Source organism: Tunturibacter psychrotolerans, assembly GCF_040359615.1.
GTDB classification, from domain to species: Bacteria; Acidobacteriota; Terriglobia; order Terriglobales; family Acidobacteriaceae; genus Edaphobacter; species Edaphobacter psychrotolerans.
This window is the reverse complement of record NZ_CP132942.1, coordinates 5,401,270-5,427,089: the sequence shown is the minus strand read 5'-3', so window position 1 is coordinate 5,427,089 and position 25,820 is coordinate 5,401,270. Positions and strand designations below refer to the sequence as shown.

The following is a 25,820-nucleotide window of genomic DNA, read 5'->3' as shown; positions in this document are numbered from 1 at the left end:
TGCCCATGTCTCGACGTGAGACATGGGTTTTCAGTCAGGTCGCCAAATCTACTCAATCAGGAAGCCGCTCTCATGAAGATCAAGTCCCCTTATCTCATCAAGCCGCACGCGCAAGTTCGGCTCGCGAAAAAGTCGACGTCGCAAACCGCAGGGTACAAGTCCGAAGAATCAGCTGCGGCGGTCCTGGCAAAACACCGAACCCAGCTCGCCGATCTTCAGGACGTCTTCTACGCCAGCCAGACCAAAGCTTTGCTCATCGTCCTCCAGGGAATGGACACCGCCGGCAAAGACGGCACCATCAGCCACATCTTCTCCGGCATCAATCCGCAGGGTTGCGATGTCGCGTCCTTCAAAGTCCCCACCCCGCTCGAAGCCCGTCATGACTTCCTCTGGCGAGCCCACGCCCAGGTCCCGCCCCGCGGCATGATCAACATCTTTAACCGCTCCCACTACGAAGACGTCCTCTCCCCGCGCGTTCACAAGGTCATCACCGACAAAGTCATGCGTCGCCGCCTAGACGACATCAACGAGTTTGAGAGCATGCTTTTCGACAACGACGTCCTCATCCTGAAGTTCTATCTCCACATCTCCCACGAAGAACAAACCCGCCGTCTCCAATCCCGCCTCGACGACAAGCAAAAGCACTGGAAGCTCTCCGAGGCCGACTTCCGCGAACGCAAGTTCTGGACCCAATATACCGATGCCTACGACCGCATCTTCTCCGCCACCAGCCCAAAGCACGCCCCCTGGTTCGTCATCCCCGCCGACCACAAGTGGTATCGCAACATCGCCATCTCCGCGATCATCGTCGAAGCCCTCCAGAGCCTCAAGCTGAAATACCCCGCCCCCACCCTCGACGCCTCCACCATCAAACTCTAGCCACTACACCACGCCCACACCAGCAGCCGTCGTCTCGCCGTTGCCGTTGCCCGTTCCTTTGCTTGTCATCCCGAAGGGATCTGCGGTTGCTTTTGACGTTGCCTGTTCTTTGATTGTCATCCCCGCAGGGCATCTCCTGTTGCTGTTGTTCTCGCCGCTGTTTGTTCCTAACCGCCAAAACACCCACAGCGCTAAAGCGTAATCATCACCACAGCCGCAGCCGCCACAGCCATCCCCCACCCCTGCCGCCGCGTAGGCCGTTCCCTCAGCGTCCACGCCGCCAGCAGAATCGTCGACGCCGGATAGAGCGAAGCCAGCACCGCAGCCACATCCAGCCGCCCCGCCCGCGTCGCCTCAATGTAGAGCAGGTTCCCCGAAGTATCCAGCAGCGCCGTCGCCACCGCCCACACCGCCACCGGCCGCGACATGCGCGCCTGAACCTCACCCTTCTTAGCCCGCAGCGAGATCCCCGCCAACATCACCGAACAAACCGTCAAGCTCCCAATCCTGCACGTAGCCAGCGGCCAGACCACACCCGTCTTCGCAGCAGCCAGCTTCAGAGCCGTAAAGTAAATCCCAAACCCAACCCCCGCGATCACCGCCAACCAAACAGTGCTCCTCTCCGCCGGCTTAGCTTCAGCATTCTCGCCCGCAGCGATCAGCCAAATCGCCATTCCCGCCACCAAAAACCCAACCACCCGCAGCACACCCGGCGATCCCTCTTCACTCGCCGAAAACGCTGCAGGAATTGCCGCCGCCAGCAGCCCACTCAGCGCCGCCGAAGCCCCCATCGCCCCCCGCGACAGCGCAATATAAAAGCAAGCCAGCGCCACCCCCGCAGTCACCCCCGCCACCAGCCCCCAAACCAGAGCAGCCCCATGCAAAAACGCATCTCCCCGCACCCAGGCAATCAACACCAGCACACTAAAGCTCAAGCAGTGGCTCAACAGAATCACTCGCAACGCCGCACCCATCGAGCCGCCGGCATGCTTTACGCCCATGCCGCCCGAAAAATCCCCACCGCCCCACAGCACTGCGGCGGCAAGCGCCATCAGCGCATTTCCGTGCACCAGCATCTCCATCAAATTCCGATCAGGCCTTGCCGACCGCGGCCCTTACTTGACCGACACAATCCCCGCAGGCCGCGAGTCGCCCGCCGTCGGGTAGTATCCCTTCTTCGCCAGCACTGTCAGGTTCGGCCTCAGCACCTTCACCTCCAGCGTCCGGTACTTGCCATCGATAAACGGCTGATGCGTGTAGTAGCCGACCGTATACTGCGTCCGCACTTCTTCCGCAATCTTCGCAAAGCTCGTCTCGATCCCCTTCTGCCGGAACTCGCCATCGAAGTTTCCGCCCGTAGCACTCGCATAAGCAGGCAGGATATTGTCCCGCATCGTCAACGGCAGGTGCATCCTGTCCAGAAATCCAATCACCGGCAGCGACGAATCCCCCACCAGCGTCCCATACACCGCAATCTTGTTCGTGTTCAGGTACTTCACCACCTGCGAAAACTTCGCCGTGCTTCCATACTCCTTGCCATCGCTGATCACATAGACAATCCGCCGCCGCCCGGTCTTGGTCTTCGATAGCGCCGTAGCCGCAGCTAGAATCGCATCGTTCAACGTATGCACATCCCGCGGAACGTTCTGTATCCCAAGAATGCTCGTCCCATGCGTCGCATTCGTATTCGGGTCGGTGTGACTATCCTGTCCACCGTTGATGTTGATGTTCTGCCCCAGCGGTCCCGTCGTGTCGTAGTACAGAGGCTCGCGCCCTGGCGCCTTCGATCGATCCAGCACCGCCATCAATCGCGCACTCTGCGCTCCGGTAAAGTCCGTCTGCATCTTCGGTCCGTTGTTATACGTAAACACCGAAACCTCGTCATACGGTGTGAACGCTCCCTGCAACGCAGCCAGCGAATTATTCACCTTTGTCATGTTGTCGTAGGTCATGCTCTGGTCGATCACCAGCGCCACCGACAGAGGAAACGGATCCACCGTAAACAGCGCCAACTGCTGCCTCAGGTTGTTTTCATACACCCGCACATCGCGCCACGTCAGCCCCGGCACCAGCCGCTGCTTGCTGTCTTTCACGGTAAACGGCACTTCCACAAAGTTCGTCTGCACCCGCAGCGTAAACGCGTCAGGCCCCTGCCCGCCCGTTGCAACCTCAGGCGGCGGCCCGTCATCCTGTTTCTGCGCCGCGGTCGTCGGCAACTTAGTCGGCACGGCTCCATCCTGCGAAGCAGGCGCCGAGGTATCTCCATTCGAGTCCGGCGTCGTCCCAGCCCCCGGCGTCACCGGCCCCACCCCAAGCCCCTGCGGGCTCGGAGCATCGGGAATCGTCTGTGGTTTTGGCCCATCAGGGATCGTCTGCTGTTGCGGCGCTTCCTGCTGCGCCAGCGTCAACACTGGCTGTCCAGCCATCATGCACGCCAAAGCCCCTGCCAACACACTGTTTCTGACCACAACCACGCGAAAATCCCCCATACCTTCCAGCCGGGCCTTCACAACCCAAAGCTTCACGAACTACCAGACTACCAGCGCAACATCCCCGCCGCCATCCCCATCCGCTGACACCTGCGCCGACTACCTCCTTGGACTCCCCTCCGCCACGCAAAGTTACGCCCCGGCCTCTCCACCCCACTCACATTTTTCCCAAGACTCCCCTTCAACTTCGTCGTCTAATACGGTATGCGCTCTCTCTCGCTCGCCGCCGTCGCCTTTGCTCTCTGCCTTACCCCAGCCCTCCGCGCACAAGAAGCAGCCGAACCCGGCGGTCCACCCCCCGCCAGCAGCGCCGCCGCCCAGCCCGTCGACATCGGCGACACCGAGACCCTCAAAGTTCAAGTCAACCTCGTCAACGTCTACTTCTCCGTCCGCGACAAGAGCGGCTTCATCACCAACCTCCACAAAGACGACTGCAGCATCGCCGAGGACAAAGCTCCCCAGAAGACCAAGAACTTCACCCAGGAAAAAAATCTCCCCCTCACCATCGGCATCCTCCTCGACACCAGCGGCAGCCAGCGCAACGTCCTCCCCCTCGAGCAGCAGTCCGGCGCCGAGTTCCTCAAAGACGTCCTCACCCCCAAAGACGAAGCCTTCCTCATCTCCTTCGACATTAACGTCAACCTCCTCTCCGACTACACCAACAGCCCCCGCGAGATAAAACGCTCCATCGACTCCGCCGAGATCAACACCGGCGCCGGCACCGGCTCCGTCACCGGCAACGGCACCGCCCGAGGCACCCTCCTCTTCGACGCGGTCTACCTCGCCGCCCACGACAAACTCCGTCAGGAGGCCGGCCGCAAGATCCTCGTCCTGCTCACCGACGGAGGCGATCAGGGCTCACAGGAGACTCTGAAATCCGCCACCGAAGCCGCACAGAAAGCCAACGCCATCGTCTACGTCATCCTCCTCTCCGACCGAGGCTTCTACGGCGGAGGCTTCGGCATCAATCTCGCCGACACCGGCGAACGCGACATGCAGAAGCTCGCCACCGACACCGGAGGCCGCGTCATCAACGTAGGCAACAACGGCAAGAAGCTACAAGAGGCCTTCGACCAGATTCAGGACGAGCTCCGCACCCAATACCTCGCCAGCTTCACCCCCACCAACACCAAAATCGACGGCACCTTCCGCACCCTCAACATCACCTGCCAGCCTGGCCAGAAGATCCAGGCCCGCAAAGGCTACTACGCCCTAGCCGACGCCCAGGGCAAAGACGACTAGAAGTTTGTTTCAGCGGCCGCTGCGGTAGTCGTTTGTTGCTTTTGCGGTTGCCGTTTGGTTGTCATCCCTGAAGGGGATCTGCTGTTGCCTTTGCCTGTCTTAGTTCCGTCTACTCAAAGTCGTCATTTCGACCGAAGCGGTGGACAGTTTCATCGTTCGTCGCGCAGTGGAGAAACCCCCGCATTTGCCTTTGCCGAATCGTTAAGCAAACACACAGACATGCGCAAGGACGCTAAGATCGCACGTACAAATATTTATCACTACTTGCAATGCAAAGGACTCCGAGAGCCCCAAAACCCGAACTAAAGTCCAGTCCCATTGCCTGTGCTTTTGGTTTTCTCGCAATTTCCACCCAAAATCGCATGTCAAGCCTAATAACCGCTCAACTCCTTACAAACCAAGGACATCCGCGTGGCATATGAGTTAGCGCCCAACCGCTATACTGAATTTGGAAAGACGAGAAGAAAGTCAGACGTCCAGCACATAACTTATTGATAACAAGTATTTTGCGCGTAACCCATTTGTATTGAATATTTTGCAGACACTACCCCTCTGTAAGCCATTGAATACAAGTATTTTGCGTCCAAAATACCCTACAGGGGGGAGGGGGTACCCCTTCCGAATCAAGGAGCCAGCATGGAGTACATAAATCTCGGCAAGACCGGCCTCAAAGTCTCACGCCTCAGCCTCGGCTGCATGTCCTACGGTGTCCCACCGGCTGGTCCTTTGCGCCCCGGCAGCCACGCTTGGGCTCTCAACGAAGCTGACAGCCAGCCCTTCTTTAAACAGGCCCTCGACCTCGGCATCAACTTCTTCGACACTGCCAACATCTACACCGTAGGTTCTAGTGAAGAGCTCCTCGGCCGCTTCCTGAAAGCCAACACCAAACGCGAAGACACCGTCATCGCCACCAAGCTATTCAACGCGATGCGCGACGACCCCAACGCGAAAGGCCTCTCCCGCAAGCAGATCTTCTTTGAGCTGGACGAAAGCCTCAAGCGCCTGGGCACCGACTACGTCGACCTCTATCAGATCCACCGCTGGGACTACGAGACACCCATTGAAGAGACCATGGAAGCCCTCCACGACGTAGTGAAGTCAGGCAAGGTGCGCTACATCGGAGCCTCTTCGATGTATTCCTGGCAGTTCGCCAAGGCGCTCTACACCGCAGACCTCCACGGCTGGACCCGCTTCGTCTCCATGCAAAATCACTACAACCTTCTCTACCGCGAAGAAGAACGCGAGATGATGGGTCTCTGCCAGGCCGAAGATATCGGTGTCATCCCGTGGAGCCCGTTAGCTCGCGGACGTCTAGCCCGTGCGTGGGGTTCAGAGACGACCAAGCGTAACGACACCGACCAGTTCGCCAAATCCATCTACACAAAGACGGAAGACGCCGACAAAAAAGTTGTTGATCGCCTCACCGAACTCGCCGAAAAGCGTGGCGTCCCGCAAGCCACACTGGCCATAGCCTGGATGCTCAGCAAACCCTACATAACTGCCCCCATCGTCGGCGCCACCAAACCGAATCACCTGACCGACGCCGCAGCCGCCCTCTCCGTCAAGCTCACGCCCGAAGAAATCGCCTCACTAGAAGAACCGTACATCCCCCACTCAGTCCTGGGCTTCAGCTAACAGAGAGCATTTCCCGACCAACGGGAGGAGTACACAAGTCACTAAGTGACCGCCCGCCGCGCAGGCGGCCCGTCCGGCAGGACAAGCAGAGAAGAAAGAAAAGAGAAAGCACAACAGATGCTAATCCCCTCAATCGACCTCATGGGAGGCCGCATCGTCCAGCTAGTCCAGGGCGAAAAGCTAAAACTAGCATTCGACGACTTCGAATACTGGATCGAGCGTTTCGCCAAGTACCCGCTGGTCCAACTCATCGACCTTGACGCCGCAATGCGTCTTGGCGACAACCGCGCCCTCATCGAGATGATCGCGAAGCGCCTGCCCTGTCAGGTAGGTGGCGGATTAAAAACCGCCGAAGACGGCAAAATCCTCCTCGACGCCGGAGCCAAACGAGTCATCTACGGCTCCAGCCTCTTCCGCCCAGCCGAACCCGATCACATCCGCCGCCACAAGCTCATCTATCTCGAGTTCGCCGAAGGCCTCAAATCCGAACTCGGCGAAGAAGCACTCGTCTTCAGCGTAGACACCAAGGCCGGAAGAGTCGCCATCAAAGGCTGGAAAGACTCCGTCGACCTCACACCCGAAGAAGCCATCACCTGGCTCGAAGACTACTGCGCCGCCTTCCTCTACACCCACGTAGACACCGAAGGCACCATGCAGGGCTTCCCCATCGACGTAGCCGCAATCCTAAGAGCTTGCACCGCCAAACAATTAATCGTAGCTGGAGGAATCAAAGAACAGAGCGAAATCGAAGCCTTAGACGCAATGGGGGTAGACGCAGTAGCCGGAATGGCCGTCTACTCCGGCGCCATGAAAGCATAACCACTCCAACCCGACCAACGGGAGGACCGAAGCGTCGAGTCGAGCAAGAAAAGGTACACACTGCACGAAGTGGGCGCGCCACGCGTAGAGGGCCCGTCCGGCAGGACAGATCTTTCAAATAACTAGCAGGGAAGCCGAACCGCAACTCCAGCCCGCTGCAACTCCCCCTTCAACTCCCGCGAGTCCGTCACCCCAAAGTGAAAGATACTAGCCGCAAGCGCAGCATCCGCCCTACCCCTTCCAAACACCTCAACAAAGTGCCCCGCAGTTCCAGCCCCACCCGAAGCGATCACCGGAATCTGCACCGCCCCACTCACCATCGCGGTCAACTCACAATCAAACCCACCCCGCATCCCATCGGTATCCATCGAAGTCAGCAAAATCTCCCCGGCCCCTCGCTCCTCCGCCTCACGAGCCCAATCCAAAACCCGCCGCCCCGTAGCCTTCCGACCACCACTCACAAAAACTTCAGCCTCCTCAACGCCTCGTCCTTCAACACGACGAGCATCGATCGCCACAATCACCGCCTGCGCTCCAAAGCTCCCACCAATCTCGCCAATCAGCTCCGGCCGCGCGATCGCCGACGAGTTGACACTCACCTTATCCGCGCCCGCATCGAACACCGCAGCAGCGTCCTTCGCACTCCGAATTCCGCCTCCAACCGTAAACGGCACAAACAGCGCCGCAGCCGTCCGCTTCACCGTCTCAAGCAGCGTCCCGCGCCCCTCATGCGTAGCAGTAATATCCAGCAGCACAATCTCATCCGCCCCCGCAGCCGCATGACGATGCGCCAACTCCGCCGGATCACCTGCATCGACGATGTCCACGAACTGCACGCCCTTCACCACGCGCCCGTCGCGTACATCGAGACACGCGATGATCCGCTTGGTCAGCATCGACTAACCCAACCTCTGCGGAACCGCGTCAGCCACCGCAACCTGCTCACCCTCACACACAATCCGAGCCAGCGAGTCCCCATTCTCGATCACCGCGCCATGCTCCACAAACCACTCAACCACCAAACCCTGCCTCGGGGCAAGCACATGAAACTCCATCTCCCCATCCGTCAAGGTACAAACCGCCTGCCCCGTTCCCACCAGCGATCCAGCAGGCACCAGCCGCTGAACAAACGTATACGAAGGCTCTTCCGCTGCAAGTTTCAACTCATACATAAATGGCATGATCTACAACTCCAAAAAGTTCTTCAAAACCTGTAATCCCACCACGCTCGACTTCTCCGGGTGAAACTGCACCCCCATCACATTGTCTTTCTCGACCGCTCCCGTAAACGCTTCGCCATATTCTGTAACCGCCGCTGTTGCATGTATGACCGGGGCTCGCCAGGAATGAGTGTAGTAAACATACCCGCCACTCTCCACCCCGCGCATCAACCTCGAATCCATCCGTATTCTCTCCAACGAATTCCATCCAACATGCGGCGACTTCAACTCCGCGCCGTCAAACAGAGAAGGGAATCGCTCACATGCCCCCTTGAAGTGGCCCAGCCCAGCCATACCTGGAGCCTCAGTCGAACCCTCAAACAGCCACTGCAATCCAACACAGATCCCGAGAAACCACGCGCCCTTCGCAACACTCTCACGCACCGCATCCGTCAACCCAAGCTCTAGCAGCAAAGAAGTAGCCTGAAAATGTCCAACACCAGGCAACACTACCTTTGCCGCTCCCGCCACCACCGCAGGGTCCTGAGTCACCACCATCTCCCGCGCGCCAAGGTAGTTCAGCGTCTTCACAACGCTGGTCAGGTTCCCCGCTTTGTAGTCGATGATCGCAATCATTCAAGCAGCCTTACTATCCCACGCAGACGAAGAAGAAATTTCAGCTAAAGCAATCCCTTGGTACTCGGTAGCATCTCCCTCATTCGCTCGTCCCGCGAACAAGCCCCGCGCAGAGCCCGCGCAAACGCCTTGAAGATCGCCTCGATCTTGTGATGATTACTCCGTCCATACATCGTCTTCACATGCACGTTCGCCTTGGCCCCGCGCGCAAAGCCATCGAAGAAATCAGCGAGCAACTCACTCTGAAAATCTCCCACCAATCGTACCTTCACCTTGTCATCGACGACATAGGAGACGCGGCCGCTTAGATCCACCGCAGCCACGGCGAGCGTCTCATCCATCGCCATCACAAAGTATCCGGCGCGCATAATTCCTTTCTTATCGCCCAGCGCTTTGCCGAACGCCTCGCCTAGAGCGATTCCCACATCTTCCACGGTATGGTGCTGATCGACATCCAGATCACCCGAACACTTCAGCGTTAGATCGAATCCCCCATGGCGCGCAAACAGCTCCAGCATATGATCAAAAAAGCGAATCCCCGTCGACACTTTGTACACGCCCTGTCCATCGACAACGAGCTTCAAAGATATCTGCGTCTCCGTAGTATTCCGTTTGATCGTTGCGGTTCTCACACTCTTAGACATCACTCGAACTCCCTGACCCCGTCCTCGATTGGATCATGCGCTGATTCTTCACGTCGGCTCTTCCAGCCGATCTCATCGAGACATATCTTGAGTGCGTCCAATCCTCGTGTTACATGCTCCTCCACCCCAATCGTGATGCGCACAAATCCATCGCAACCCGGATCGGTAGACCGGTCTCGGAGCAATACGCCGCGTGCTCGCATCGCCTGCACAAGTTCTTTGTGCTTTGGCCCAATATTCATCAGCACAAAGTTCGCGTGGCTAGGGAAATACGGCACGCCCAACTCGGCCAATCCACCCATCATCCGCTCACGGCCAACTCTCACCTGTTCCACATACCATGCCAGGTAGGTCTCGTCCTCTATCGCAGCCGAAAGGCAATCCAGCGCCACCCCATTCACGTTGTACGGCGAGCTAACCTTCCGCACATACTTCAACAGCTCTGCATTGCCCGCCAGCATGCCGATCCGCAGACTCGCCAGCCCATAAGCCTTCGAGAACGTTCGTGCCACAATCACGTTCGGCAGAGTCGCCAGATCGTTCATGACCGACTCCCCATCAAAATGGTAGTAAGCCTCATCAACCATCAGCACCGCCTGTGGCGCAGTCGCCGCAATCGCCAACAAATGGTCTCTGCTCACCACCGCACCCGTCGGATTATTGGGTGAAGCTACAATGATCAGCTTCGTTCGCTCCGTAATCGCCGCCATAAAACGCTCGAAAGGAAACCCCAGCGTGGAATCGGACTGCACCTTCCTCAGGTGCGGGGTCATCATCTGGATGCTTACGTCGTACATGAAAAATGTGGGGGTCGCAATCAAGGCCTCATCCTCCGCCTCGAGGAACGCCACACACATCAGATGAATCGCCTCATCGACGCCGTTAGTCAGCAGCACCTCCTCTGGCTTCAACCCAAAGTGGGCTGCAACGATCCGTTCCACAGGCTCCCTCTCGGGATACTTCGTGAGTCTCTCACCTGTCTGTGCAAACAACCTCTCCATGACCCGCGGAGAAGGCGCAAACGTGTTCTCGTTGAAGTCCAGACGCAAAGCATCCCGTCCCGCCAGCGGCGGATGGTACTCCGGCATCTCCTGAACAGCCTTGCGCGCTCGTACTGATTTCACTTCTGTAACAGGATTAGTGGCAATACTCATTGCATTCTCACTCTCACGCTTTCTGCATGTCCGTTCAGGCCCTCAGCTTCAGCCAGTGCAATCGCATAGGGACCCATCTTCATCAATCCCGCACGCGTGTACTCCTGAACAGTAATCACCTTTACAAAATCCATCACACTCAATCCACCACGGACCCGTCCTACGCGCCCAGTTGGCAATACATGGTTCGGGCCAGAGACGTAATCTCCCATCGATTGCGGAGCGTATTCCCCTACAAAAACCGATCCCGCATTTCGAACCCACTTCAGATCCGCCACCGAATCGACAGTCAAATGCTCCGGCGCAAACCGATTCGTCAGCTCCCGCGCCTCGCGAACAGTCGCAGTTACAAATACACATCCTCGCGCTGCCAACGACTGCTTCGCAATCCCATTATCTCGCGCCCGCAACTTCACCTCTGCCGCAACATCCCTCGCTAAGATTTCCTTAGTCGTAATGAGCACAGCCAACGTCTCAGGATCATGCTCTGCCTGCGCAATCAAATCAGCCGCAATACCAGCAGCATCCCCTGTTTCGCTGGTCACAACGATCTCCGTTGGACCTGCAGGCATATCTATGCCGCAGTCATTCGCAACCAGCATCTTTGCTGCGGTTACGTAGAGATTTCCCGGCCCGACGATCTTATCGACGCGCTCAATCATAGCCGTGCCATAAGCCATTGCCGCAATCGCCTGCGCCCCGCCTACCCGATAAAACTCCGTTACTCCTGCCAGCCATGCTGCAGCCATCGTCTCTTTTGCAGGCTTCGGCGAACACACCACAATCCGTTCCACCCCAGCCACCTGCGCCGGTGTAACCGTCATCAATAGCGTCGAAGGCAGCGGATACCGTCCACCCGGCACATAACAACCAACACTCCCCAGGGGCCGCACAATCTGTCCCGTCTTCACTCCATCGACGGGTGACATCGTCCACTCCTGAGGCATCTGAGCTTCCGCGAACGCAAGAATATTTCCTCGCGCCACCATCATTGCAGCTTGTAGCGCCGGCGCAGTCGAATCCCACGCAGACTTCATCTCATCACGCGACACGAGCAACGCCTGTCCTTTCGCGAGATCGTCGAACTCAGCTGCATACTTCAGTAGAGCTCGATCGCCGCCCTTTCGCACTCCTGCAAGAATGCCTCGCACCGCTGGTTCAACACGCGCCGTGTTCAGAGCGCCTCGCCCTTCCAGCGACTCGATCAATGCATCTGCCGCAGCTTTGCCGCGGCCAAAGGTCTTTACAAGCTTCATCGCAAAACTCCATTGCCGAAACAAAACCAAACTTCCTAAAGCACAACCTTACTCAACGGATACTCAACAATCCCCGTAGCTCCCGCGGCCTTCAGCTTCGGAATCACCTCGCGCACCAGAGCCTCATCCAGAATCGTATTCAGCGCCACCCATTCCTGATCGCTCAACTGCGATACGGTTGGCGAGTTCAACGCGGGCAGCACGCCGATAATCACATCCAGATCAACTTTCCTTGCGTTCAGCATTAGTCCGACTCGTCCTTGCGCCGCAATCGCCGCATTCAGCATCAACGAGATATTCTCGATCTTCTCCCGTTTCCATGCGTCTTGGTAAGCTTTTTTATTCGCGATCAACTGAGTTTCGCTCTCCATCAGTGTCTCGATAATCCGCAGCCGATTCGCCCGCAGCGACGACCCCGTCTCCGTCACCTCGACAATCGCATCCGCCAGCATAGGCGGCTTTACCTCAGTCGCGCCCCAACTAAACTCCACAGTGACTGGAATGTTTTTTCCCGCAAAGTAGCGCTTCGTAAACTCGACCAATTCCGTGGCAATAGTCTTTCCCGCCAGGTCCTCCGGCCTCTGGAACGGCGAATCCTCCGGCACCGCCAACACCCATTTCACCTTCTGCCGGCTCTGTTTCGAGTACGTCAAACTTGTGACATACTCCACATCGGTCTCGTTCTCCAGCACCCAATCATTGCCCGTCAGTCCAGCATCTAGCGCTCCATGCTCCACATACCGCGCCATCTCCTGCGCCCGCACCAGCATGCATTCAATCTCTGCATCATCGACAGAAGGGAAGTAGCTCCTGCCATTCGCGAAGATCCTCCATCCGGCCCGCTCAAACAGCGCAATCGTCGCGTCCTGCAAACTGCCCTTCGGTATTCCAAGCTTCAATCGATTCGTCTCGCTCACCGTGCCTCCAGCGCAATATTTTTCGTAAAGCAGCTCACTGTGCCCTCGTGGCAAACCAATCCGTCACCTTCGACTTCAACTTTGAATAGCAGCGCGTCGTTATCGCAATCGGTCGACGCTTCAATCACTCTCAGCCGGTTCCCGCTGGTCTCGCCCTTCATCCAAAGCTTTTGCCGAGTCCGGCTCCAGAACGTAACAAACCCGCTGTCGAGCGTCTTCGCATAGCTCGCTTCGTTCAAAAAACCGAGCATGAGCATCTCGCCAGTCTTCGCATCCTGAACGATTCCCGGAACCAGACCATCCATCTTCGCAAAATCAATCTTCACTACGTCGATCATCTCTCTCCTCCCCATGTACGCAAGAAAAAGGCCCGCTCGCGGTATGCGCGTCAGCGGGCCTTTCGAAATCCTTAGTAAGCGTCGTTACTTCGCCACTCCGGACACACCCGCCAACACGCTCTTTGCGTGATGATGCGAATGGCCATGATGGAGGTGCAGTCTGCTCATCTCCCCTTCAGGGTAGCGGTCAGTCCTACATAAGTCAACCTCACCCAGACTCGGCACCCGCGCTTCCAGCCCACCAAACGCAAACTTGTTCATTGACGCAGCCCAAACACTCTCGTACTCTTCCGCTGTAAAGCATTCAGCCCAAAGTAGGAGACCCACGATGCTAAATCTTCGCCACAAACTCCTCGCCACTGCGCTCCTGTTCGCGGTCGCGCCCGTCTTCTCCGCCGCTCAGGGCTCCAAAGCCGGGACTCCCGCCGCTGCCGCAGCCTTAGCGCCCTTGGACATCAATACCGCAACGCCCGACCAACTCAAGGCATTCCCCGGAATCGGCGACGCCTACTCGAAACGAATCATCGACGGCCGCCCCTACACCGCTAAGAATCAGCTCGTTACCCGGGGCATTCTCCCGCAGGCCACATACAACAAGATCAAGGACCAGATCATCGCCAGCCACCCCAAAAAATAGGCAGTAAAATCGGCCCGCCTGGACGGGCATCGGACACGATGCCTGTCTCATTTAGCTCATTCTCCTTACGACCGAACCTCAAAACCGCTGCTACCATCTCTCCAACTGGCCTATGCCCCAGAGATCTGCACGCATCCAATATCTTCTTCTCGCCCTCGTAGCCGCGCTTGCGCTTTTACACGCGTACGGTGGCACACGGATGAACTTCAATTTGTTGGCACACGGCGATGCAATCGCACGTCCTCCTTTCGAAAGCGGCCTGCGCCTCGCGACCACGACCAACCTCCAGGAAGAGGCGCTCGCTGCCGGCCTCCGCCCCTTCGACACCATCCTCACTATTAACGGTCAACCGTATAGCAGTCGAAGCGTTCTCCTTGCTCAAACGCGCAGCTCCGCTCCGGGCGATTCAATGACCGTTACCTATCGTCGCGAAGCCAACAAGCCAATCCAATCGGCTACCATCCACCTTGCGCGTAGCCTACCGCAGAAGCTTTCGCCTCTCGGGATCGCAGCCCGTTTGACGTTCGCCGTTCTGCCTTTTTTCTGTCTTCTTATCGGCCTCTGGGTGGTCTTCGCTCGTCCAAGAAATCCCAATGCCTGGTTGATTCTCGGCATCCTCGGCTACGTCGAGGCCCTCTTTATCAATCCAATGCAGACTGTCGGATCGTTCATTCTTCCGATCTGCTTATTTTGGAATGTCGCAGCCCAAACCGCCATGCCGGTCTGCCTCATGTTCTTCGGTATATATTTTCCCGAGCGGTCTGCAATCGATATCAAGCGTCCCTGGGTCAAATGGCTCATAGCCATCCCGATCTTTCTCCTTGCCCCCACAGACCTCCTCTACTTCTACGGCGACATGTGGAACTTCGCCGCCATTCGATGGCTGGTTCCCTATCTCAACCCAATCAATGTAATTGAAAACATTCTCAGTTTCCTCGCCGTTACGTGGTTCTTCTTCAATCTCGGTCCGAAGATTAAACAAGCCACGGGAGACGCCCGCCGCCGGCTCCGCATTCTTTACTTCGGAACTTGCATTGGACTGACGCCCTTTTTCCTCCTGCTTCTTTACTCTCTCTATAAGGGAAGTGACGTCGGCCAGAACATTCCACAATGGGTGGACATCACTGCCTTCGTGATTCTTCTTCTCTTCCCTCTCTCCCTCGCCTACGTTGTTGTCGTCCAGCGCGCCATGGACCTCAGCATCATGATCCGTCAGGGAACTCGCTACGCCTTCGCCCGTGAATCTCTCACCGTTCTGAGAGTCGTGCTCGCCATCTGGATGGCCTTCTCCCTCAACGATTTCTTCCGGCATCCTGACCATCAACGCAGCGACATCATCCGAATCTTGTGCATCATCGCAATCTTCTTCGCCTTCCGCTTTCTCCTCTCCAAGCGTCTGCAACAGTGGATCGACCAGCGCTTCTTCCGTGAGGCCTACTCCACGGAGCAACTTCTCTCCGAGCTCTCCGACGAAGCCCGCAACTTTACCGAAGTCACCCCTCTCCTTGAAACGATCACGCGCCGTCTCGGTTCCACGCTCCACATCGACCGCATCGCCGTCTTCCTTCGCTCCGGCGAAAACTATCATCTCCAACTAGCCACTGGAATGCCCATAGCCCCGAACGGCAACAAATTCTTCTCCCTTCCCGCGGCTTCCACCACCATCACAGCGCTCAGCCGAGCCAAAACCCCCGCCAACGTCTATCGCGACGACCCCTCCAGCTGGCTCATCGATGCCACTGACGCCGAACGCAACGCCCTCAACGATCTCTCCACCGAACTCCTCGTCCCGCTACCCGGACGCACTCGTCTCGCCGGTGTCATCGCTCTCGGCCCCAAAAGCTCTGAAGAACCGTATTCAAAGACTGACCGCCAACTCCTCCAGACCATCGCCTCCCAAACCGGCCTCGCTCTTGAAAACGCCGAACTCTTTCAAAACCTCACCACCGAGGTCACTCAGCGCGAACGCATCTCCCGCGAACTCGAGATCGCGCGTGAGGTTCAGGAGCGCCTCTTCCCGCAGATCCGTCCCAAAGTCGCCGGCGTCGATCTCGCTGGCTTCTGTCGCCCAGCTCAGATCGTAGGCGGCGACTACTACGACTTCTTTCTCCTTCCTTCAACCTCCGAAAACGAAGCCCCTCTCGCTCTCGCCCTCGGTGACATCTCAGGCAAAGGCATCTCAGCATCCTTGGTCATGGCAAGTCTCCGCGCAAGCCTCCGCAGCATCGCTGGACTTCGTCAAGGTGATCTAGGCACTCTGATCTCCCGCGTCAACGAAATTGTGTTCCAGTCCTCCACCTCCAGCCGTTACGCCACCTTCTTCTACGCCGAATACGACCCTTTCACGCATCTCCTCACTTACGTCAACGCCGGCCACAATCCGCCCTACATTCTCCGCGGCACCGAAACCATCGCGCTCCCGCCGACAGGAACCGTAGTAGGCCTGCTCGCGGACGCCGCATACGATCAGGCAACTCTCCAGCTTCACCCCGGCGACGTCCTCATCGCATTCACCGACGGAATCTCCGAAGCCATGAACCACCAGGACGAAGAATGGGGAGAAGACAGAATGCTCGCCTCAGCGCACCAACTTCTCAATCGGCCCGACTGCAAAACCACCGCCGATCAGCTCCTCACCTGCATCTTCGAAGCTGCCGATAAATTCACCGCCGGCGCTCCCCAGCACGACGACATGACCCTCCTCGTCTGCACCATCAGACGCCCATCCGTGCAGTAAGCGGTGGAATCTTGCCTTCAGCCACACCTGTTTAACAGACCGTCGTCTCAGCGCGTAACCATCTACCTCAACGGCACATCGCAATCACAACAATCGCAGCCGGAATTTGGCGATTCGCCGTAATCCCACATATTAGTCATTTCATTCATCTACTCCATCGCCGCCTGCGTTCTTAAATCAAGTAAAGTTGATGCAGTGCGGAGCTCTCAATCAACTTGATGCCAACGAGTCGACGGTTCATGTTCAATCTCATTCATCTCGTCCGCTCCGCCCCTCGCGTTGCTGCAGCTGCCGCGACTCTCATCCTCCTCACCGGCTGCGGCGCGATCGTCAGCGGCGCTCCCCAACCCCAACTTCGTGTCGTCACCGTCTCCCCCGACGCTCCCAGACTCGACATCTATCAGGGCTCCAATCCACTCGCCCACAATCTAGGCTTCGGCACTGTCACCTCGTACATTCCGCTCTCGCCCGGCAGCGACACGATCGCCGCGAACACCGCCGGAACGAGGCAACTTCTCTCCATAGGCAAAACAAACTTCGCCTCCTCTGGCCAATACACCGTGCTCATCGGAAATGCAGCCGCCAACATGCAGCAGCTCACACTCACAGATCAAAGCCAGCCCGCTCCCTCCGGTGAGATCGCGCTCCGTTTCATCGATCAGGTCACGCGCCCAGGCGCCACAGACATCTATCTAGTCCCCGCCGGCCAGAAGGTCACCACCATCACTCCCCTCGTGACCAACCTCCTCTTCGGAGGCAATACCGGCTACCTGAACATCCCCACCGGCACTTACTCTCTCGTCATGCTGCCCACCGGAACCACCCCCTCCAGCGCCATGGCCGCACCATACACAGGCCCCCAGGTCACCTATTCCGCCACGTCAGCCCACACCATGATTCTCATCGACCAGGAACTGCCCTCAACCCCAGGCCTTCAGGTCATCACTGCCAGCGACTTCGATCCCGTCACCAACTGATCCCACACCAGGCTTCGCGCATACCCAACGAGCGTGTGAAAGTCGCGCCTTTTCGCAAAAATATACTTCTTAGATTTGCCACAACACTCCCAATATCCCTGTGTCTATTCCCTCCGTAAGCGGTAGCAGCAAGATCAAAGCTACCGCAGAAAACTACGGAGCGTCCTTATGAACCTCACCAAACTTGCCCTCATCGCCTCTCTTACTCTTGCCCCGGCAGCCATCCTAGCCCAGACCCCAACCCCCGGCCAGAACGACTACAACATCAACCAGCGCAAAGCCGATCAGCAGCAGCGTATCGGTCAGGGCGTTCAGAGCGGCCAGCTTACCGCCGGCGAAACCTCCCGGCTTGAGCATCAAGAGTCGGGAATCAACAGGGAAGAGCGTGGCATGCGCGCTCAGGACAACGGCCATCTCACCAAATCCGATCGCCAGACCATTCACAAGCAGCAGAATCAGGAGTCTCGCCGCATCTACCGTGATAAGCACAACGCCAAAGTGCGGTAGTCGATCTTTCCCTCCCCAAGTTTCCACTGAAGCACTGAAATCCTGAATCAGCCTGCCTGGTTCTCGTGATGCAGCAAAACAAAAAGGCCGCCGAGGAATCTCCTCAGCGGCATTTGTTTCTACTTGAAGCCTAGTACCGGTAGTGATCTGCCTTGTAAGGCCCTTCCACCGGAACGCTCAGGTAGTCCGCCTGCTTCTTGGAGAGCGTCGTCAGTTTCACGCCGATCTTCTCCAGGTGCAACCGTGCAACCTCTTCGTCCAGTTTCTTCGGCAGAATGTAGATCCCAACCCTGTACGTATCCTTGTTCTTCCACAGATCAAGCTGCGCCAGTGTCTGATTCGCGAAACTGTTCGACATCACGAAGCTTGGGTGCCCAGTCGCGCAACCCAGATTCACTAGACGGCCTTCAGCAAGAACGAAGATGCTGTTGCCGCTCTCGAACGTGTACTTGTCCACCTGAGGCTTGATGTTCAGCTTCTTGACGCCCTTCAGCGCATTCAGCGGCTCCATCTGGATCTCATTGTCAAAGTGGCCGATGTTGCACACAATCGCCTGATCCTTCATCAGTTTCATGTGCTCGACGGTGATGATGTCCACATTGCCCGTGCAAGTCACGTAGATATCGCCACGACCGAGTGTCTCTTCGATCGTCGTAACCTCATAGCCTTCCATCGCCGCCTGCAGCGCATTGATCGGATCGATCTCCGTCACCACCACGCGTGCTCCAAGCCCGCGCAGCGAAGCCGCCGAGCCCTTACCCACATCGCCATATCCGCAAACCACGGCTACCTTACCCGCAACCATCACGTCGGTCGCGCGCTTGATCCCATCCACCAGCGACTCGCGGCAGCCATACAGGTTATCGAACTTCGATTTTGTAACTGAATCGTTTACGTTAATCGCTGGAACGAGCAGCGTGCCCTTCTCGAGCATCTTGTAGAGCCGGTGAACACCGGTCGTCGTCTCTTCCGAAACGCCGCGCCACTCCTTCGCCACATCCTGCCAACGCGTCGGGTGCTCTGCGTGCACCTTCTTCAGCAAAGCCTTGATTACATCCTCTTCGGTCGAACTCGAAGGCGAACTAACCCACTTGTCGCCCTTTTCCATCTCCACGCCCTTGTGAATCAGCAGCGTCACATCCCCGCCATCGTCGATCACAAGCTGTGGCCCAAGCAGTCCGCCCTTCCCGTCAGGGAACTTCAGCGACTCGTTCGTGCACCACCAGAACTCCTCCAGCGTCTCGCCCTTCCACGCGAACACCGACACACCTGCTGCAGCAATCGCAGCCGCTGCATGGTCCTGCGTCGAGAAGATGTTGCAGCTCGCCCAGCGCACATTCGCACCCAGCGCCACCATCGTCTCAATCAGCACTGCCGTCTGAATCGTCATATGCAGCGAGCCCGTCACGCGAACGCCAGCCAGCGGCTTACCCGCGGCGTACTTATTGCGGATCGACATCAAGCCGGGCATCTCCTGCTCGGCGATCTCAATCTCTTTCCGGCCAAAATCCGCCAGAGAAATATCTGCAACCTTGTAATCCACCGATCCCGCTGCCCTATCGATCGTCGCCGTCGCCATAGTGTGAAACCTCAAAATGCAGAATTTTTACTCAACCCAGAATACCATCGCAACCATTATTCCCCGGTGAAATAAGCTTCCCGCCGATTGAGCAGTTCAAACTCTTTCTGATTATTTTCAGTGAGATAGCAGGCTCTATTTCGTCAATTCCTCACAACCTTCATCTCCTGAAACGCAAGATGATTACAGAGAATTGTGCCCCAAAAACCTAACGGTTACTCTCCACAACCGGCCCGCTCTCTTTACTTCTCGCCACCAACGCCAAAGCCGCAGCGCCAAGCGCCATCGCGCCGATCAAATACAGCCCCCCGGTAAAGCTCTGCGTAGCATCCCGCAACCGCCCCGTCACATAAGGTCCTGCAAATCCACCCGCTCCACCCACCATCTGCAGAATCGCCACAGCCCCCGCCGCTGCTGTTCCGCTCAGCATACTCGTCGTCAAAGTCCAGAACGGTCCCATCATGCTCCACAGCCCAATCGCCGCCAGCGTCATCGCGCACAGCGCAAACACCAAGGCGTGCGCCCACGCCGCCCACGCAAATCCCAGCGCCGACAGCGTCAGACATCCAGCAATATGCCAACGACGTTCATTCCGCTTATCGGAACTCCATCCCACCACAACCGTCATCACCGCTGCCGCAAGGTAAGGAAACGTCGCATAACGCGCAATCAAAATCGCATCCCTCTCTCCGCCATGAGAGAAGCTCTGAAGGATCAGCGGCATCCAGAGATTCACAATATAAACGCCCACCTGGCTCACAAAATACACACCAGCCAACACCCAAAGCGCCGGCAGACGAAATGCATCCAGCAATCGATGATGCGTCGAAGCACCGAACCGCTCTCTGTCCCGCTGCAACTCACCCTCAAGCCAAACCCGCTCCTCCGGCTGTAACCAGGTCGCCTTGGCGGGTCCATCCTTCAATACGAACAACACCGAAATCCCCAGTAAAACAGTAGGAATTCCCTCCGAAACAAACAACCACTGCCACCCCGCTAAGCCGCCCACGCCGTCCAGCTTCAGCAAATAACTCGACAATGGCCCACCCACCACGCCAGCCAGCGAAGTAGCCGTCATAAACTTCGCCACTGCCCGCGCCCGTTCCTGCGTAGGAAACCAATACGTCAGGTAAATAATCATGCCCGGAAAAAATCCTGCCTCGCTCACCCCAAGTAAAAACCGCAGCACATAAAACGACTCCTTCGAGTGCATAAACATCATGCAGGTCGAGATCACGCCCCACGAGATCATTATCCGCGCGATCCATATCCGCGCCCCCACGCGCATCAACATCAGGTTGCTCGGCAGATCGAACAGCACCGAACCCAGGAAGAAAATCCCCGCCCCGGTCCCATACACCGTATTGCTGAAGTGAAGATCCCGCTGCAGATCATAAGCAGCAAACCCCACATTCACCCGGTCCAGGTAAGCCACGATGTAAAGCAGAAAAATATAAGGAATCAGCCGCCACGTAATCTTCGAATAAAGCGCTCGTCCATCCACAGCGACTGTCAAGACCATCCCGTTCCTTTTGGTTCTAGCTGCTCGATCCACCATGATGCACAGGAGGAATCACCTGCACCCGCCGCGCTTCGCAAAGCGATCTCCAACCCGCTATCGCCATCAGCAGAAAAAATCCAGCAAATCCCACTGCAACTCCCAATGCTCCAGCAACACCCAATAAAGTCACCCAAAGCGGATTGGTCTTGTCGGCAAAGTAGACGAACGCCGCGACAATATCCCCCAACACGAGCACCAGAGAGAAGAGCAGCACGCCGAGACTTGCTATCAGCCACTTCTTTGCGCTGTCAGGTATCGCCTTACTCAGCACAGCACTCACGAATCACCTATCCTCGCACGCAATCTTCGCAGACTCACTCCGGAGCCTACCATGCCCCCTACGCCCGCTCTGCCTCCAGCAGCCGCCGCTTCCGCTCAACTCCCCATCGATACCCAGTCAACTCCCCACCCTTACCCACCACGCGATGACAAGGCACAGCAATCGCAACCGGATTCGCCCCGCAAGCCCCTGCCACGGCGCGCGAAGCCGTCGGCGCTCCCAACTGCAACGCAACCGCCGAGTAACTCCTAGTCTCTCCCCGTGGAATCGCCTGCAGCGCCTTCCAAACCCGCTGTTGAAACGCCGTCGCTCTCACATCCAGCGGAAACGTAGCCGCCAGCGGATGCTCCCCAAGCTGACTCGCCACAAACGCAACCGCATCCGCAAGCCACCCAGTATTCCCCTTAGCCACCACAAGCTGCGCCTTCGAAAACTGCTCCCGCAGCCCAGCGACCAACTCCTTATCATCCTTCCCAAAAGCAATCGAGCAGATCCCCACATCCGTCGTCGCCACCAGCATCCTCCCCAGCGGACTAGCCGCCGTGCAATACCGAATCAGCAACCCAGCCCCACCCTCCCGCATTACTCGCGGAGTCATCCCCAGCGTCGCCGCACTCTTCTCATACAACCTGCTGCTCGATCCAAACCCCGCCTCATAGATCGCATCCGTAATCGGAGCCTTCGCCTTCTTCGGCTCCCGCACCTTGCTCTTGAATCGCTCCAACCGCGCCTCTTTCGCATACTGCCCAGGACTCACACCAAGCACACGCTTGAACCCGCGAAGAATCGTCAGTCTTCCCACGCCAGTTGCCTTCGCCACATCGGCCAACCGCGTCCGCGTCTCGGAGTCCGCGTTCTCCCGCATATACTCCGTCACCGCCGCAATCGCGCCTGCCTGCGGATCCGGCTTCGCTTCGGCCCTGTCCGGTTCACACCGCTTGCAAGCACGATATCCAGCCGCCTCAGCCAGCGCCGGGGTAGGGAAGAACGTCACATTTTTCCGCGAAGGCCGCCGACTCGCACAACTGGGCTTGCAATAAACCTTGGTCGTCTTCACGGCATACACAAACTGCCCATCCGCACTAGCATCCCTCCCCAGCACCTGCTGCCACTGCTTCCCGGGAAAGTAGCTCGGAACCACCACATCGCTCTTCATCGCACTCGTCATCTCGATTGTCTCTATCATTCCAGTATCCTCCCATCCCTCGAAAATCCCCACACTCCGTTTCGTTCACCCAAACTCACATCATGTATCCTCATCGCAACCCAGAACAGGAGAACCCCGGGATGCGCCTCTGCTTTGCTGCCTGTATCCTCGCCGCGTTTATCTCTACTGCCGCTCTCGCCCAGCCATCAGACCCCCGCCTCAAAAACTCCTACACCTTCCAAAAAGATGGCTGGACCTACATCCATCTCGAAGGCACGCCCAGCGAAATCGGTTTCCAGCACGGCTATCACCTCGCCCCCCAAATCGCGGACAACCTGCAAACCATCGAGCTCGAAAACACCCACGAAGCAGGCAAGCCCTGGACCTACTTCCGCGCGATCGCCCACAACCAGATCATGCCCCGCATCGAACCCGAGTATCTCGCCGAACTGCAGGGCATTGCCGACGGCGTCCAAGCCGCGGGCCAAAATATCGACATCCTAGACATCGTCGCCCTCAACGCACACCTCGAGGTCTCCGACTACTACATCCCCTGGCTCTTAAAGCAGCAGGGAAAAACCGCCCCAGCCGCTCTCGTCGCGCCCGGCCGCTGCAGCGCCTTCATCGCCACCGGTGCCGCCACCAAAGACGGCAAGATCGTCATCGCCCACAGCAACTGGTCCGCCTACATGGAAGGCGAGCGCTGGACCACCGTCTTCGACATCGTCCCCACCAAAGGCAATCGCATCCTCATGGACGGCAGCCCCGGCCTCATCCACAGTGGCGACGACTTCGGCGTCAACTCCGCCGGCATCATGATCACCGAAACCACCCTCCCCATGTTCCAGGGCTGGAACCCCTCCGGCGTCCCCGAGTTCATCCGCGCCCGCAAAGCCATGCAGTACGCCAACAACATCGATCAGTTCGTCTCCCTCATGCGCGAAGGCAACAACGGCGGTTACGCCAACTCCTGGCTCGTCGGTGACCGCAAGACCAACGAGATCGCCTATCTCGAACTCGGCCTCAAGCACACGCCTCTAACCCGCAAAACCACCGGCTACTTCGTCAGCGCCAACTTCCCCGTCAATCCCGACCTCATCCGCGACGACACTCCCGGCTTCGACACCCACGACATGAAGAGCACCATGAACGCCCGCCACGTCCGTGCCGAAGAGTTCGTCCAGCAGCATCTCGGCCAACTCGACACCGCCCTTGCCGAGCAGTATCTCTCCGACCACTACGACAGCTACGATCACAAAGTAGTCGCCGCCCGTCGCAGCCTCTGCGGCCACGAAGACGCTTCCAAAGATCCCGAACCCGCCTGGGACTCGCCACCGTACTCCCCCAGCGGAGCCGTAACCGGCAAGGTCATGGACGCCGCCATGGCCGAACACATGAGCTTCATCGCCCGCGCGGGCCATCCCTGTGGCGAAGACTTCATCGCGGCACCCTTCCTCGCCGCGCATCCCGAGTTCAACTGGCAGGCGCCCGTCCTCCACGACATGAAGGCTGGCCCATGGAGCACGTTTACCATTACCCAACACCCAGGCTCATAAAAACGCTCCAACAACCTGCACACGCTTAAGCAAATCAGAGAAAGCGCAATGGTGAAGATACGGGTTCCCAATGTCTCAATACTGAGACATGAATTTCGTCCTCAAAGGCTATACACCAGCGAAGTAACCACTTTAGACTCAGTCTCATGCGAAGCGTGATTCGAACCATCCTTCTCCTCACAACGTGCTCAGCCTTCTCACTCGTCGCACAAGCTCAAGACCACACGCAACCCCCATCCGACCAGCACCCCATCCTCACCGTCACCGGCAAAGGCGTGCAGATCTACATCTGCCAGCAGGGCCCAGCAAACTCGCAATGGATCTTTCAGGCGCCCGAAGCCATCCTCACTGATTCCTCCGAAGCTCCGATAGGCACCCACGGCGCAGGCCCCATCTGGAAATCAAAGGACGGCAGCACCGTCAAAGGCGATGTCCTCCAAAAATCCGCATCCCCCGACCCCGACGCCATCCCCTGGCTTCTCCTCAAAGCCACCACCCCCACCGGCTCCGGCGTCATGTCTCATGTCGAATACATTCGCCGCTCCGACACTCACGGCGGTATCGCACCCACCACCACCTGTGACGCCGGACACCTCAACGCCTCAGCCCGCGTCCCCTACTCCGCCACCTACACCTTCTACTCCGCCAAACCCTGAACCGCCCCTGCCGAGCCACGATTCGCGGACGTCACCACAGGCTCCTGCGCGATCGTGCCCGGCAGAGTAGGCACAGTGGTCCCATCCTCCAGCACCTCATAGCTATCGACATAGAAGTTAGTCAAAACCGCATTCCCGAACGAAGTTGTAATCGCCACATCTGCCGCATCCCGCCCCGCGGCCATCAACACCCGCCCAATCCGCGGTTCGTTATGCCGCGCATCCATCGTCATCCATCGTCCATCCAAAAACACCTGATACCAGGCGCTAAAATCCCCTGGCCCGCTATAGGGCCAGCGAATATCCCCGAGATACCCCGTCACATATCGCGCCGGAATATTCTGGCACCGCGACAGTGTAATCGCGAGATGCTGATAGTCCCGGCACACGCCAATCCGCTCGGTAAAAACATCCATCGCAGTTTTGGTCGGCCTCGCCGTCTTGTAGTTGAACATCACCTTCTCATGCACCCAGTCGCGAATCGCTGAAGCCTTCGTCCATCCAGGTGTCATCCATCCGAACAAATCCTGCGAGATGGGTCCAAATTTGTCGACCTCGCAGTATCGGCTAGCCAGCAAATACTGCAGCACCTCCGACGGCAAATTCTCCACCGGAACCTGCTTCGCATGAGCGTTGATTGGGTCGGCCAGCCCCTCCATCTCAACAACGCTCGTCCCGCTCAAGCGAATCGCGCCCGCCCGCGCCACAAACCGAGTGCACCGATTCCCAAACACATCGCGATACTCCGAGACCGGAATGTTGGCCTTCGTTTCGAGGTCGATGTGCTCAACCGCCAGCTCATTGCCAGCTCTCACCTGCGGCTCAAGCGACGGGTGCAGGTGCAGCATCGCCATCATCGGCGTAGGCACGGAAAGATGAAATTGAATGTCGAATTCAGACTTAACAAGCATCGAAAACCCTCTTTTCAACAGGGGTTGGTCTTAAGTGGGATGCAATTAAGCGATAGCCAGCAGTCTAACCCCGTCCTCTCGAATCTCCACCACAAAAAGAAAA

General features: G+C 57.7%; 26 protein-coding genes. 10 read left to right on the top strand and 16 right to left on the bottom strand.

All coding sequences use genetic code 11. The features are described 5' to 3' along the window. Positions 1-72: 72 nt before the first annotated feature. Positions 73-879, top strand: coding sequence for a polyphosphate kinase 2 family protein (locus RBB77_RS22760; RefSeq protein WP_353063987.1), 807 nt, complete (start codon positions 73-75; stop codon positions 877-879). Between the two features lie 191 nt (positions 880-1,070). On the opposite strand, the gene RBB77_RS22755 is transcribed toward RBB77_RS22760, so the two are convergent. Beyond that, a complete protein-coding gene (locus RBB77_RS22755) occupies positions 1,071-1,961 on the bottom strand; it encodes an EamA family transporter (RefSeq protein ID WP_353063986.1) in 891 nt (296 codons plus the stop codon). A 33-nt stretch (positions 1,962-1,994) separates the two neighbouring features. Then, on the bottom strand, positions 1,995-3,389 hold the full coding sequence (locus tag RBB77_RS22750; RefSeq protein ID WP_353063985.1) for a VWA domain-containing protein: 1,395 nt from the start codon (positions 3,387-3,389) through the stop codon (positions 1,995-1,997). A 183-nt stretch (positions 3,390-3,572) separates the two neighbouring features. On the opposite strand from RBB77_RS22750, the gene RBB77_RS22745 reads away from it, so the two are divergent. From RBB77_RS22745 to RBB77_RS22735, 3 genes are all read left to right on the top strand, one after another. Next, on the top strand, positions 3,573-4,610 hold the full coding sequence (locus RBB77_RS22745) for a VWA domain-containing protein (protein ID WP_353063984.1): 1,038 nt from the start codon (positions 3,573-3,575) through the stop codon (positions 4,608-4,610). Positions 4,611-5,246: 636 nt separating this feature from the next. Beyond that, the gene (locus tag RBB77_RS22740; protein WP_353063983.1) at positions 5,247-6,245 is read left to right on the top strand and encodes an aldo/keto reductase; all 999 of its coding nucleotides are present in this window, start codon (positions 5,247-5,249) and stop codon (positions 6,243-6,245) included. Positions 6,246-6,362: 117 nt separating this feature from the next. Then, positions 6,363-7,064 carry a HisA/HisF-related TIM barrel protein gene (locus RBB77_RS22735; protein WP_353063982.1) on the top strand — a complete coding sequence of 234 codons (702 nt, stop codon included), beginning with the start codon at positions 6,363-6,365 and terminating at the stop codon, positions 7,062-7,064. A 122-nt stretch (positions 7,065-7,186) separates the two neighbouring features. Here RBB77_RS22735 and hisF read toward each other — a convergent pair whose 3' ends face one another. The 9 genes from hisF to RBB77_RS22690 all read right to left on the bottom strand — a co-directional run bounded on the left by hisF (position 7,187) and on the right by RBB77_RS22690 (position 13,430). Beyond that, complete coding sequence (hisF, locus tag RBB77_RS22730) at positions 7,187-7,960, bottom strand: imidazole glycerol phosphate synthase subunit HisF (RefSeq protein WP_353063981.1); 774 nt, start codon at positions 7,958-7,960, stop codon at positions 7,187-7,189. Between the two features lie 3 nt (positions 7,961-7,963). After that, positions 7,964-8,245, bottom strand: coding sequence for a biotin/lipoyl-containing protein (locus RBB77_RS22725; RefSeq protein ID WP_353063980.1), 282 nt, complete (start codon positions 8,243-8,245; stop codon positions 7,964-7,966). A gap of 3 nt (positions 8,246-8,248) precedes the next feature. Next, positions 8,249-8,860: an imidazole glycerol phosphate synthase subunit HisH gene (gene hisH / locus RBB77_RS22720; protein WP_353063979.1), complete on the bottom strand. Its 612-nt coding sequence runs from the start codon at positions 8,858-8,860 to the stop codon at positions 8,249-8,251. A gap of 44 nt (positions 8,861-8,904) precedes the next feature. Then, entirely contained in the window at positions 8,905-9,504 is a 600-nt protein-coding gene (gene hisB / locus RBB77_RS22715) for an imidazoleglycerol-phosphate dehydratase HisB (protein WP_353063978.1), read from the bottom strand. Next, entirely contained in the window at positions 9,504-10,658 is a 1,155-nt protein-coding gene (gene hisC / locus RBB77_RS22710) for a histidinol-phosphate transaminase (RefSeq protein ID WP_353063977.1), read from the bottom strand. Before hisC ends, hisB begins: the two co-directional genes overlap by 1 nt. After that, positions 10,655-11,914, bottom strand: a complete 1,260-nt coding sequence (gene hisD, locus RBB77_RS22705) for a histidinol dehydrogenase (RefSeq protein WP_353063976.1) — start codon at positions 11,912-11,914, stop codon at positions 10,655-10,657. The genes hisC and hisD overlap by 4 nt, the downstream gene beginning before the upstream one ends. A gap of 35 nt (positions 11,915-11,949) precedes the next feature. Beyond that, positions 11,950-12,831, bottom strand: a complete 882-nt coding sequence (gene hisG, locus RBB77_RS22700) for an ATP phosphoribosyltransferase (RefSeq protein WP_353063975.1) — start codon at positions 12,829-12,831, stop codon at positions 11,950-11,952. Next, a complete protein-coding gene (gene hisI / locus RBB77_RS22695; protein WP_353063974.1) occupies positions 12,828-13,169 on the bottom strand; it encodes a phosphoribosyl-AMP cyclohydrolase in 342 nt (113 codons plus the stop codon). The genes hisG and hisI overlap by 4 nt, the downstream gene beginning before the upstream one ends. Before the next feature lie 84 nt (positions 13,170-13,253). Continuing rightward, positions 13,254-13,430 (bottom strand): hypothetical protein, encoded by a 177-nt coding sequence (locus tag RBB77_RS22690; RefSeq protein ID WP_353063973.1) that lies wholly within the window; start codon positions 13,428-13,430, stop codon positions 13,254-13,256. A gap of 67 nt (positions 13,431-13,497) precedes the next feature. On the opposite strand from RBB77_RS22690, the gene RBB77_RS22685 reads away from it, so the two are divergent. The 4 genes from RBB77_RS22685 (at position 13,498) to RBB77_RS22670 (ending at position 18,027) form a co-directional block, all read left to right on the top strand. After that, a complete protein-coding gene (locus RBB77_RS22685) occupies positions 13,498-13,806 on the top strand; it encodes a ComEA family DNA-binding protein (RefSeq protein ID WP_353063972.1) in 309 nt (102 codons plus the stop codon). Between the two features lie 112 nt (positions 13,807-13,918). Further along, positions 13,919-16,543: a SpoIIE family protein phosphatase gene (locus RBB77_RS22680; RefSeq protein ID WP_353063971.1), complete on the top strand. Its 2,625-nt coding sequence runs from the start codon at positions 13,919-13,921 to the stop codon at positions 16,541-16,543. 239 nt (positions 16,544-16,782) lie between these two features. Then, positions 16,783-17,520, top strand: coding sequence for a DUF4397 domain-containing protein (locus tag RBB77_RS22675; protein ID WP_353063970.1), 738 nt, complete (start codon positions 16,783-16,785; stop codon positions 17,518-17,520). A gap of 168 nt (positions 17,521-17,688) precedes the next feature. Then, positions 17,689-18,027, top strand: a complete 339-nt coding sequence (locus tag RBB77_RS22670) for a hypothetical protein (RefSeq protein WP_353063969.1) — start codon at positions 17,689-17,691, stop codon at positions 18,025-18,027. Between the two features lie 130 nt (positions 18,028-18,157). Here the strand turns inward: RBB77_RS22670 and ahcY are convergent, their stop codons facing one another. The 4 genes from ahcY to RBB77_RS22650 form a co-directional block, all read right to left on the bottom strand. Further along, positions 18,158-19,606, bottom strand: a complete 1,449-nt coding sequence (ahcY, locus tag RBB77_RS22665) for an adenosylhomocysteinase (protein ID WP_353063968.1) — start codon at positions 19,604-19,606, stop codon at positions 18,158-18,160. Positions 19,607-19,814: 208 nt separating this feature from the next. Continuing rightward, positions 19,815-21,128 carry an MFS transporter gene (locus RBB77_RS22660; protein ID WP_353063967.1) on the bottom strand — a complete coding sequence of 438 codons (1,314 nt, stop codon included), beginning with the start codon at positions 21,126-21,128 and terminating at the stop codon, positions 19,815-19,817. A gap of 16 nt (positions 21,129-21,144) precedes the next feature. After that, entirely contained in the window at positions 21,145-21,447 is a 303-nt protein-coding gene (locus RBB77_RS22655; protein ID WP_353063966.1) for a hypothetical protein, read from the bottom strand. A 58-nt stretch (positions 21,448-21,505) separates the two neighbouring features. Next, positions 21,506-22,633 (bottom strand): bifunctional transcriptional activator/DNA repair enzyme AdaA, encoded by a 1,128-nt coding sequence (locus RBB77_RS22650; protein ID WP_353063965.1) that lies wholly within the window; start codon positions 22,631-22,633, stop codon positions 21,506-21,508. Positions 22,634-22,734: 101 nt separating this feature from the next. Here RBB77_RS22650 and RBB77_RS22645 point away from each other — a divergent pair, with 101 nt between their 5' ends. Together RBB77_RS22645 and RBB77_RS22640 are read left to right on the top strand one after the other, a co-directional pair. Further along, positions 22,735-24,150 carry a C45 family peptidase gene (locus tag RBB77_RS22645; protein ID WP_353063964.1) on the top strand — a complete coding sequence of 472 codons (1,416 nt, stop codon included), beginning with the start codon at positions 22,735-22,737 and terminating at the stop codon, positions 24,148-24,150. A gap of 146 nt (positions 24,151-24,296) precedes the next feature. Next, complete coding sequence (locus tag RBB77_RS22640) at positions 24,297-24,806, top strand: DUF3455 domain-containing protein (RefSeq protein WP_434557088.1); 510 nt, start codon at positions 24,297-24,299, stop codon at positions 24,804-24,806. On the opposite strand, the gene RBB77_RS22635 is transcribed toward RBB77_RS22640, so the two are convergent. Next, a complete protein-coding gene (locus RBB77_RS22635; RefSeq protein ID WP_353063962.1) occupies positions 24,788-25,717 on the bottom strand; it encodes a transglutaminase-like domain-containing protein in 930 nt (309 codons plus the stop codon). The two genes, RBB77_RS22640 and RBB77_RS22635, sit on opposite strands and share 19 nt — an antisense overlap. Between the last annotated feature and the right edge of the window lie 103 nt (positions 25,718-25,820).